Genomic DNA, 10,831 nt, shown 5'->3' on the forward strand with positions numbered 1-10,831 from the left:
TAGTTCGTGGTTAAACATGGGGATAGTCTGTTGGGTATTAGCTGGTCAAGGATGGCGATCATACCTCAGAAGCCGCGCCACGCCTCGCTCATATGAGGGGATGGTTAAGGTTGGGCTGAACTGGAATCTGGCCCGCCATTATGGCGTAGTGACAGAGTTCAGTGTTGGTCCTGAACGAACCAGCATGGTCATGATGCTGGACTATCGATGGTAGGCAGAGCCATGATGACCAAGCTTTATTTATATTGGGCGGAGCTTCGACGGAACAACAATTATAATGTTAGAGGTGTCTAACGGTTATATTAACCATCGTATGCTGATTATTCATATTTATAAATTTTCAATAGATTTCGTGATATGAAGGTGTCCGTATTTCTGCGTTGTCGTGGGAGAATATGTTGAAAACAAATCGGTGTGCATTGATTTTTATTATGTTAATGGTTGCAGGTTGCAGCCATTTAAATGATGAACAAAAGAGTATAAAGCAACAGAACATTAATGACATGGCACGCAACACTATTACGCAGTTGCTCGAGCGGGATGAAAGACTCACTAAAGCATTCGATGAATCGTTAGCTTATATGGTTGTCGACATGAAAGTAACAAAAATTCCTGCTGTTGGAGTAGGTGGCGGCGAGGGGGTGCTTTTCATGAAAGCAGAAAATAAACCCACTTTTTATCGTGTTCAGCGTTTTGATCTGGGCACTGGTTGGGGGGCTCGTTCCTATAAGGCTTTAGTTTTAGTGTCGTCACAAAACATCATGGAAAAACTAAAAGAAGGTCTCTGGGTATTTGATATCGGCGGAGAGGCTTCCGCTGGCACTGCTGCTATGGCAGGTACATCGAGTGACATTATTCCTGAGTACTCTGTACACATCTTATCTGATGGTGGCGTGTCAGCTTCAATTACAGCAAGGGCAATCAGAATCAGTAAAAGTGACCTCAATTGAACCTGAATATGAGCTGAAGGCTCCCTTTAGAGAGGACTACTGCTGGCTGCCGGGGTGCTCGCCGAGCGCATCAGCTTCAGCTCCGATGCCAATGCCAGCCTGCCGCGTTTCGATGGCGAGGGGCGCCTCATCGAGTTGCGCTGCGGCCAGATTGCCAGCCTGTGGCAGGAGTGCGTCCGCGCCTGCGCCCTCGGGGTGTCGTTCGAGGTGGCTCTGGGAGTGGTCACGGCCAATCCGGCGCGGGCCCTGGGGCTGGCAGGCAAGGGGGCGATAGGAGTGGGGCTGGATGCGGATCTGCTGCTTATCGACCCGAATACGTTGGCCATCTAGCGGGTGATGAGCGGCGGTCAGTGGCGAACCTGAGCCAGTGTGCGCCCGTCAGTAAACAGAAAGCCCGGCACTGCTGCCGGGCTTTTGTTCGCCTAGGTGTTATCTCCAGGCTCAGATAGCCAGGAAGCCCAGGATCAAAATGGGGCCGAGCAGGCTCAGGATGAAGCCCGAGACGATGGCCACCGGCACCACCTGGATGCCGCCGGATTTCTGGATCACCGGCAGGGTGAAGTCGAGCGCCGTGGCGCCGCCGTAGCCGATGGCGGCGGAGGGGTGGCGACGCATCAGCACCGGAATGAGGAGGATGGCGATGAGCTCGCGCCCCAGATCGTTGATGAAGGCGGCGGAGCCGAGCACTGGCCCCAGCTTGTCGGCCACCAGGATGCCCGAGAGCGAATACCAGCCGAAGCTGGAGCTCATGGCCAGCCCGTGGGCAAAGGGCATGCCCAACAGCTGTGAGGCCAGCAGGCTGCCGAGCCAGCTGCTGAGGATGACGGTGGCGGCTATCTTCATGCCCCAGGGGTTGAGCAGGATCTGGCGCAGGCGCATGCCGGAGTTGCGCATCTGGATGCCGATGAGCAGCAGCAGCAACATCAGCGCCCACTCGCTCCACTTGTCGATGGGCAGGGCGCGCAAGTCCACCAGCAGCCCCAGCAGCACGCCGCCGAGCACCACGAAGCAGAGCTGGAGAGACTCCCACAAGAGGTGCAGCTTGCTCGGCATCTTGCCGTCGCTCGCCTCATGGGTGGGCGGACTACGCCTGTCCAGCCACCAGAGCGCCAGCAGGTTGCAGGCGGTGATGGCGGCCAGCATCACCCCGGCCACCTTGAAGATCACCGCCAGGTTGCTGCCGAGGTTCTCCACGTAGGCGAGCCCCAGCCCCATCAGGAACAAGATGAGATAGACCATCTTGCCCAGCGATTGATTGACCAGCTTGATGAGCCGCTGACTGGAGAGGGGAACAAGATAGCCGATGGCCAGGGGTAACAGGATCAGCAACACATTCAGCAACATTGGGGCCTCGGTCACAAAACTGGTAAAAACGGCACCTTATCACGACTTGTTGCATCTGTGTCACATATCCGTGTATTTGAATGCCCCAGACGGGGCTTTTTTATCACATTGTTATGTTTTTTCGATGACTGACGAAATGGACTGGCTGCGTGAAACGGGGGATCATCACCAGTAAAATCAATTCCATCCTCATATAATTGTGCGATGGCTTCACCAGAGGAGGATGAATAAAGTCGTTTTGGGTGACATCTGGTGTGGATAGTGGAATATTCTTGCCAGCAGGGCGTTGCAGGTATAACAGTGCGGTATCCGAGAACCGACTGAAAATGGATTTTATGCAGACAAAGTGCTGAAAAATACCGGTGAGGCCAATAAAAATACAGATAAAACACCAAATACCTCGGTTCTGTATTGTTTTTTGACTACCTGAATGATATTTTCGCTGAAGGTTGCCATCGGTTAACGTTTTGTTAAATGGACGATGGTGGGATCACGCCGTAGCGGCGTCTAGGGACAGACAAGGTTGTAATGGATGAGCGACGTTGCCGCACTGGAAGTTCGTGAACTGCACAAGTATTTTGGCACCCACGAAGTGCTCAAGGGCATCGATATGACGGCCCACAAGGGGGATGTGATCTCCCTGATCGGCTCCTCGGGTTCGGGGAAGTCGACCTTTCTACGCTGTATCAATCTGCTGGAAACCCCCTCTTCCGGCACGGTTTCCCTCCATGGCGAACTGATCCGCATGAAAAGCAATCGGGCCGGTGAGCGCCTGCCTGAGGACATGCGTCAGGTGGAGCGGATCCGCAGCCGTCTGGCCATGGTGTTCCAGAGCTTCAACCTCTGGTCGCACATGACCATCATGCAGAACATCATCGAGGTGCCCATCCAGGTGCTCAAGGTGCCCCGTGCCGAGGCCATCGCCAAGGCGGAGCTGCTGCTCAACCGGGTGGGTCTGTGGGAGCGGCGCGACTACTACCCCGGTCATCTCTCCGGCGGCCAGCAGCAGCGGGCGGCCATTGCCCGGGCGCTGGCGGTGGATCCCGAGGTGATGCTGTTCGATGAACCCACCTCGGCGCTCGATCCCGAACTGGTGGGGGAGGTGCTCGGCCTGATGCGCGAGCTGGCCGAGGAGGGGCGCACCATGCTGGTGGTCACCCACGAGATGTCGTTTGCCCGTGACGTCTCCAACAAGGTCATGTTCCTGCATCAGGGGCGGGTGGAGGAGGAGGGCAATCCCAAGGAGATCTTCGCCCATCCCAAGTCGGAGCGATTCAAGCAATTCATCTCTTCCATCTATTGATGGTCGAGCTGTATTTTCAACAATCTGCGTTTTCAATGATCGACGTGTTTATCAAGGAGAGATACATGAACAAGCTGATGCTGGCGACTGCCGTGATGACGGCCCTGTGTTCCGGTAGCCTGATGTCCAAGGAGTGGAAAGAGGTGCGGATCGGGGTGGAAGGTGCCTATCCTCCCTTCTCCTGGACCGAGCCGAGCGGCGAGGTGAAAGGCTTCGACATCGACATCGCCAACGCCCTGTGCGAAGAGATGAAGGTGAAGTGCACCCTGGTCAAGCAGGACTGGGACGGCATCATTCCGGCGCTGTTGTCGCGCAAGTATGACGCCATCATCGCCACCATGGACATCACCGAAGAGCGCAAGAAGAAGGTGGACTTCACCCAGAAGTACCAGCACATTCCGGCCCGCTTCGCCGCCAAGAAAGGCACTGACGTGCAGCTTGACAAGGCCTTCATGGATGGCAAGACCATCGCCGTGCAGCGCGCCACCTCCATGGACACCTACATCACCGACAACTTCCCCAACGCCACCATCAAGCGCTACGGCACCGCAGACGAAGCCTATCTCGATCTGAAATCCGGCCGGGTTGACTACGTGATGGCCGACTCCGCCGCCATCAGTGATGGCCTGCTGAAGAAAGAGGGTGGCGATGCCTACGAGTTCGTCGGCCCGAAACTGACCGATCCCAAGTGGTTTGGCGAGGGTGCCGGCATCGCGGTACGCAAGGCAGACAAGGATCTGAAAGAGAAATTCAATGCCGCCATCCTGGCCCTGCGCGCCAACGGCAAGTACAAGGAAATCAACGACAAGTACTTTGATTTCGACGTGTACGGCGAGTAACCTCCTGGCGCGCTACCCCGGGTAGCCGCCGAAGGGATTGCGGCGAATCATCACGACAGGTTGACCCTCGTCTGTAGTCACCGGGCCCGTTGTCTCTCGCAAGGGAGCGATGGGCCCGCTTAGTTGCAATGGAGCTGCATGTGTTTGGTTTGAAAGGATATTGGGACGGGCGATCCCGCTCAATGCGTTGCAATGGAGCCGCATATGTTTGATTTGAAAGGATACGAAACCTCCCTGCTGGAGGGGGCCTGGGTCACCCTGGAGGTGGCATTGGCCTCTCTGCTGCTGGCGCTGCTGCTGGGCATGCTGGGTGCGCTGGCCAAGCTTTCCCCCTACAAGTGGGCGCGCGGCATCGCGACCGCCTACACCACCGTCATTCGCGGCATCCCGGATCTGGTGCTGATGATGCTGCTGTTCTTCGGCGGCCAGGTGTTGATCAACGGGATCTGCAGCTGGGTCAACGAGGCCTACAACAACTACCTGCTGGAGAGCAACCCGAGCCAGGAGTGGGTCTCCCTGCTGCCGGATTACATCGACATCAGCCCGTTTGCGGCCGGGGTCGCCACCATCGGCTTCATCTTCGGTGCCTACATGACCGAGACCTTCCGCGGCGCCATCCTGGCGGTGGACAAGGGGGAGCTCGAGGCGGCGCGCGCCTTTGGCATGCGGGCGACCCAGGTGTTTGTGCGGATCCTCTTCCCCCAGATGATGCGCCACGCCCTGCCGGGGTTTGGCAACAACTGGCTGGTACTGCTGAAAACCACGGCGCTGGTCTCCATCATCGGGCTCGATGACATGGTGCGCAAGGCGTCGCTGGCGGCGGGCTCGACCCAGCAGCCCTTCACCTTCTACATGGCGGTGGCGCTGATCTTCCTGATCTTCACCGCAGTCTCCACCTCGGCGCTCAAGTGGGCCGAGCGTCACTACGCCATCAAGACGAGGTAAGCCATGTCGTATTCAATGCAGTCGTTCGTTTACTGTGATCGTCGCGGTGTCAGTGCCGAGCGTATCTACATCACGATCAAGATGAGGTAAGCCATGGATTTCTCGATCATTCTCACGGAGTGGCCCACCTACTGGGAGGGTTTCTACACCACCATCTGGCTGGTGGCGGTGTCCCTCATGCTCGGCCTCATGCTGGCGGTGCCCATGGGCATTTTGCGCAACAGCCGCAACTGGCTGATCAAGGGGCCTATCTGGGCTTATATCTACTTCTTCCGCGGCACCCCGCTGCTGGTGCAGCTGTTCATCATCTACTACGGCGCCGCCCAGTGGGAGTGGCTGAAAAACGGCCCCGCCTGGGCGCTCTTCTCCGAGGCCTGGTTCTGCGCCCTGCTGGCGTTTACCCTCAACACCGGAGCCTACACCGCCGAGATAGTGCGCGGCGCCGTGCTGAACATGCCAAAGGGACAGATCGAGGCGGCCAATGCGTTTGGCATGAGCCGCTGGCAGACCCTCACCCGCATCATCCTGCCCAACTCGTTTCGCCGTGCGCTGCCCGCCTACAGCAACGAGGTGATCTTCATGCTGCAGGGCTCGGCGGTGGCCGGCATCATCACCATCGTCGATCTGACCGGTGCGGCGCGGATCATCAACTCCCGCTACTACAGCCCGTTCGAGGCGTTCCTGACCGCCGGCCTGCTCTACATGCTGCTCACCTTCGCCATCGTCTGGCTGTTCAAGAAGTGGGAGGCCCGCTGGCACGCGCACCTGCGCCCCCGCAGTGTCTGACCTGATACAAAAGCCAGAGACAAAAAAGCCCGCAGTCGCGGGCTTTTTCTTGCTCGGCATGAGCTAGAGCATGGTCACCGGAGTGAGCATCTCCTCGGTCAGGAGGCAAAATGCACTCAGGATGGCCAAGGCCCCGACAACGCCGGAAGGTGTTGCCGCGCGTTTACTCTTCTGGGCAGAGAGGGCCTGCACATTGTGCTGCTGGATCTTCTCCACCACGGCCATGGCACCCATGTCCAGATGACGGTAGAAGCTGGCATTGAGCTGGGTCAGATGCAGCAATGACTGGCGCATCCGTTCGAAGGTCTTTTTGCAAACCGGATCTTGTTTGTGCCAAAACCCCTCAAGGGAGCCTCTTGTCGTCAGACCTGGCAGATCATAGAGGGCCCGCCCCATGCAGAAGGTCGGCACCTGGTGCAACAGGGCGGAGAGGCCTACCGTGCTGTTGATGGTGATAACCCCTTTGAGCAGTGGATAGAGGGTGGGCAGTGGCAGCTCATAGCCATAGAACACCCGCCCTTCCAGCCCGAGCAGTGTCACCAACCGGTTGATCTGGGATTGATAACTGACATAGCCCCGATCCATGGGGTGGTGCTTGAACAGCAGCACATCCTCACGGCGGGCGTGCTCGGCGAAGGAGTTCATCACCTGGGCGACCATCTCTTCCACCCCGCTCAAATCCGAATGCTCCCGGATCTGAAAGTCTTCGGTGACCTGCAGCGGCACGAAGAAGATATGCCCCTTGTGCCGGGGCAGGGCCTTGAGCAGGGAGTGGTCGCTCCATCTGTGCTTCCACTTCACCAGGCCCCCAGCGACCCAGCCCCTGGCCTCCTGATAGAGACTCCAGGGCCTGTGATTGACGAAATGGGGGTAGCGCCAGCGCAACAGGTTCTTGTTGATGTGGTAGCGGCTGGCATACCAGGCCCGGCGGGCGAAGGTCTTGCCCACCTTCAGCGGCGCCTCATAAGGCGCTGGCCATGTCATCTCGGCCAGCGAGTCACGCTTGGCATAGAGCGGGCTGAAGGCATTGACGCCCCCTTGCTCCAGGGTCACGAAGTCGGGACGCAGGTAGCCCTCCTCCATGGCCCAGACACGGATTTTTTTCAGCTTGCAGATACGGATGGCCTGCTGATGGTAGTAACGGCAATCACCGTAACAGATGAGACTGTCGATGCCATGGCGCTTGATGAAGCGGCGAAAGAAGGTGTTCCAGGTATCCGGCTTGCCGGTGAAGCGTTCGCTATGGCCCACGCAGCGCCAGCACTCATCCCCCCCGTTGAAATGGATCTTGTAGACCTCGTGGCCGGCGTCGGAAAGCGCCTGGCTGAGGGTCTGAAAGAAGGGGCCCAGCGGTCCTTGCAGCAGCAAAATCTTCATGTACGACTTATCTCATCAACTGGGGAAGGGAGGGGCGTTGCAGCAGGGTCTGCACCAGATAACTCAGCTTGACTTGCCAGCGCTGCCAGCGGCTCGACTTGCGGGTGGATGATTGGCCTTGTGTGGCCAGTTGGCGGATCAACTGCTCCGGACTTATCCAGAGTCCGCTCTGCCAATCGATATAGAGCGGATAGGCCACCAGGGTCAGATAGACCAGTGCCGCCAGGGGGAGCTTGCGCTGGCGCCGGGCCGGGGGATGGGCATCCGTGGTCAGCCCCCAGCCGCTGTAGAAGGGCTGGCCCCAGGTCGTCACCTTGACCCCTTGCACCAGCGCCTCGAAGCCGCTCAGGGAAGTCATGGTGTGCAGCTCGTCCACGTGGGCATAGAGGCTGGTCAGGCCGATATCCAGCACCTGGCTGTCCACGCACTCCGCCAGGCAGGCCGCAGAAATGGCCCCGGCCCGATTGCCCGCCACCACATCCGGGTGGGGTTTGTAGAGGATGTGGGCCTCTGGCTTGGCGGCGCGCACCGCCCACAGCAACTGCTCGTTGCTGCGAATGGTCGGGCTGCCGGTCAGGATGGAGGCATCCCCATCCACCTGGCCCACCACCAGCACCAGGGGACGGCCATCGGCGGGGGGCGTGAAGTGCGCCGGGGCGCCGACATTGTATTTGCTCACCTTGTTTTCGCGCAGCAGGGTGAGCAGTTGCTCACCCCGGTCGAGCTGTGACCGGGTCAGCTCCTGGTAATTGAGCAACTGCTCGAGCCCGCTGGGGCTGCGGCTGTCGAAATAGATCCCGACCGGATCCAGCGACAGGGAAGAGGGGCGACACAGGTTGGAGCCAAGCCCCTTGGAGCGGATAAAGCCATCTTCCACCCGAATGGCCGAGGTGAGCTCGGGGTAACGACTGCCCCACACCAGCACCTGCTCGTCACCGGTCAGCCGTTTTGGCGGCTTGCGCACAAAGCAGAGTTCCTCGGCCAGGGGCCGGCAGAAGGCCTGCATAAAGGCGCGCTTCCACAAGGAGAACCCCACCAGATAGAGCCTGCGCCAGCGGGGAGCGGCCTTCTGCTGACGGGCGATGATGGCGATCACCTCTTCCACCTCGCAGCGTTGGCCAAGCACGGGATCCAGATAGCGGGGATAGCAGATCAGCGCCGCCGCCACCAGTTGGGCCAGTGACACCTGAACGTTGCGGCGTTCGCACGGTTTGCTGTCCTGGGTCAGACCCCAACCCGCATAAAACGGCATGCCGAAGCAATACACCGATTTGCCAAGCAGCAGCGCCTCGAAGCCGAGCTGGGATGACACCGTGTAAACGGCGTCCACCAGGTTGAGCAGGGCATGGGGATGACAATGGTCGGCAACGATCTCTACATCGCTCAGTTTCAATCTGGCCAGCACGCCACGTTTCTTGCCAAAGCGGGTGTCCGGGTGGGTGCGAAGCAAGAGGCGGGCATCGGGATGATTGCGCCGCGCCGCCTCCACCATGGCGATAAAGTCCGCCTCGCTGGCCAGAGCGCCGGGAATGGAGAGATCCCCGGCCACCTGATCCACCAGCAAGACTCTGGGTCTGCCATCTTGCAGCAGGCGCTGGGCCAGTGCCGCAGGCAGCCCGGCGACATCCTTCGCCGTCAGGCTGGTCGCCGAACAAGAAGAGAGAGAGGTGGGTCGCCCGGCATAGCAGTTGTATTTGGTGACCCCAAGGCGCACCAGCTCATGGACAAGCCGCTCGGCTCGCGCCAGCATGGCGGCGTCACAGGGGGTGGCGATCAGCTGTTCAAGCTGGCTGGGTTGGCGGGCATCGTAATAGATACCGACAGGATCGGCGATAAGGGACACCGCCTTGCCACCCTTGGCCGGATGGCCGATATAGCCAATAAAGCCATCTTCCAGTTGCCAATAGGGCAGGCCCAGTGACGTCGCTTTCCGCCTTATTTGATAGGTATTGGCCTTTTGACCCCAGCCCACTATCACGTCATTGTCAGCAAACGGCATATTGTCGTGGAAGAGATGTAACTGGCAGCCAAGCATAGGTTCAATATTTGCTTTTCTGGCCAGGATGCCTTTTGAACCTGTCAATAATTTCATTTTTGCTCTACGTGGTAGAAAACTCCCCGTGTCGGAACGGGGAGTGGAATTCAGATAAATAGATCTGCATCGAGTAATGACTTGGCAACGCTGTCTTTTGCGGATGTAATGATATCGCAATCCAGAGCCGGCCATTCAATTGCAATGGAGTCATCATTCCACTTAATGCCTCGATCACTGCTGGGGGCATAATAATTGGTAGTTTTGTACAAGAACTCAGCAGTGTCAGTCAATGTGATAAAACCGTGGGCAAACCCTTCCGGGATCCACAGCTGCCGCTTGTTTTCCCCAGAAAGGTGAACCCCCACCCATTGTCCGAAGGTCGGCGAGCTTTTACGGATATCTACTGCTACATCAAACACCTCACCCGCGACACAGCGCACCAGTTTACCCTGGGCGTGGGGAGGCAGTTGATAGTGCAAGCCGCGTAATACGCCTTTGGATGATTTGGAGTGGTTATCTTGTACAAAGGTCACGCTACGGCCAATGGCCGCTTCGAATTGTTGGTGATTAAAACTCTCAAAGAAAAAACCACGGTCATCGCCGAACACTTTCGGCTCAAAGATAAAAACATCGGGGATCTTGGTTTGAATAACATTCATCATGAATACCTGGTGTATAAATGGGGCTGATAGCCCCATGGGGACATTATTACTTCAGCATTTTCAACAGATACTGGCCGTAGGCGTTCTTTTTCAACGGTTCTGCCAGCTTTATAACTTGCTCGGCAGTGATAAAGCCTTTGTGGAACGCAATTTCTTCAGGACATGCCACTTTCAATCCTTGGCGATGTTCGATGGTCTGAATAAAGTTGCTCGCTTCAATCAGGCTTTCATGGGTACCGGTATCCAGCCAGGCATAGCCACGGCCCATCATGGCCACCGACAAATTACCCTGCTCAAGGTAGATGCGGTTCACATCGGTAATTTCCAGCTCACCACGAGGAGAAGGCTTCAGGCTCTTCGCAATCTCCACCACGCTGTTATCGTAGAAATAGAGGCCGGTCACTGCATAGTTGCTCTTGGGTTCGAGTGGCTTCTCTTCCAGAGAAATCGCCGTTCCCTGTTTATCAAATTCCACTACCCCATAGCGCTCTGGATCATGTACGTGATAGGCAAACACGGTGGCGCCATAAGGCTTGGCTGCGGCTGCCTCCAACTGTTTCTGCAGGTCGTGGCCATAGAAGATATTGTCA

At 57.6% G+C, this 10,831-nt stretch carries 10 protein-coding genes and 1 pseudogene; 6 read left to right on the plus strand and 5 right to left on the minus strand.

The features are described 5' to 3' along the window. The first annotated feature begins 431 nt into the window (after nt 1-431). Together ACB039_RS20685 and ACB039_RS20690 are read left to right on the plus strand one after the other, a co-directional pair. Nucleotides 432-950: a hypothetical protein gene (locus ACB039_RS20685; protein ID WP_371166352.1), complete on the plus strand. Its 519-nt coding sequence runs from the start codon at nt 432-434 to the stop codon at nt 948-950. Between the two features lie 39 nt (nt 951-989). Next, nucleotides 990-1,280, plus strand: a pseudogene (locus ACB039_RS20690) (amidohydrolase family protein); the annotation flags it as partial. 111 nt (nt 1,281-1,391) lie between these two features. Here ACB039_RS20690 and ACB039_RS20695 read toward each other — a convergent pair. After that, nucleotides 1,392-2,294, minus strand: coding sequence for a lysine exporter LysO family protein (locus tag ACB039_RS20695; RefSeq protein WP_226169634.1), 903 nt, complete (start codon nt 2,292-2,294; stop codon nt 1,392-1,394). Nucleotides 2,295-2,826: 532 nt separating this feature from the next. On the opposite strand from ACB039_RS20695, the gene ACB039_RS20700 reads away from it, so the two are divergent. From ACB039_RS20700 to ACB039_RS20715, 4 genes are all read left to right on the plus strand, one after another. Further along, nucleotides 2,827-3,597 carry an ABC transporter ATP-binding protein gene (locus ACB039_RS20700; RefSeq protein WP_005332890.1) on the plus strand — a complete coding sequence of 257 codons (771 nt, stop codon included), beginning with the start codon at nt 2,827-2,829 and terminating at the stop codon, nt 3,595-3,597. 65 nt (nt 3,598-3,662) lie between these two features. Further along, nucleotides 3,663-4,436 carry an ABC transporter substrate-binding protein gene (locus ACB039_RS20705; RefSeq protein ID WP_371166353.1) on the plus strand — a complete coding sequence of 258 codons (774 nt, stop codon included), beginning with the start codon at nt 3,663-3,665 and terminating at the stop codon, nt 4,434-4,436. 204 nt (nt 4,437-4,640) lie between these two features. Further along, nucleotides 4,641-5,381 carry an ABC transporter permease gene (locus ACB039_RS20710; RefSeq protein ID WP_005332892.1) on the plus strand — a complete coding sequence of 247 codons (741 nt, stop codon included), beginning with the start codon at nt 4,641-4,643 and terminating at the stop codon, nt 5,379-5,381. Nucleotides 5,382-5,474: 93 nt separating this feature from the next. Beyond that, entirely contained in the window at nt 5,475-6,167 is a 693-nt protein-coding gene (locus tag ACB039_RS20715; protein WP_043130022.1) for an ABC transporter permease, read from the plus strand. 63 nt (nt 6,168-6,230) lie between these two features. On the opposite strand, the gene ACB039_RS20720 is transcribed toward ACB039_RS20715, so the two are convergent. From ACB039_RS20720 to ACB039_RS20735, 4 genes are all read right to left on the minus strand, one after another. Continuing rightward, on the minus strand, nt 6,231-7,544 hold the full coding sequence (locus ACB039_RS20720; RefSeq protein WP_371166354.1) for a capsule biosynthesis protein: 1,314 nt from the start codon (nt 7,542-7,544) through the stop codon (nt 6,231-6,233). Between the two features lie 7 nt (nt 7,545-7,551). Beyond that, nucleotides 7,552-9,579, minus strand: a complete 2,028-nt coding sequence (locus ACB039_RS20725; RefSeq protein ID WP_371166356.1) for a capsular polysaccharide biosynthesis protein — start codon at nt 9,577-9,579, stop codon at nt 7,552-7,554. Between the two features lie 107 nt (nt 9,580-9,686). Further along, nucleotides 9,687-10,238, minus strand: coding sequence for a dTDP-4-dehydrorhamnose 3,5-epimerase (gene rfbC / locus ACB039_RS20730; RefSeq protein ID WP_161470645.1), 552 nt, complete (start codon nt 10,236-10,238; stop codon nt 9,687-9,689). 49 nt (nt 10,239-10,287) lie between these two features. Then, a partial coding sequence (locus ACB039_RS20735; RefSeq protein ID WP_371166355.1) for a sugar phosphate nucleotidyltransferase occupies nt 10,288-10,831 on the minus strand: 544 nt, incomplete at its 5' end.

Origin of the sequence: Aeromonas sp. S2(2024) (assembly GCF_041402505.1) — a bacterium.
In the GTDB taxonomy this organism is placed as follows: domain Bacteria; phylum Pseudomonadota; class Gammaproteobacteria; order Enterobacterales; family Aeromonadaceae; genus Aeromonas; species Aeromonas media.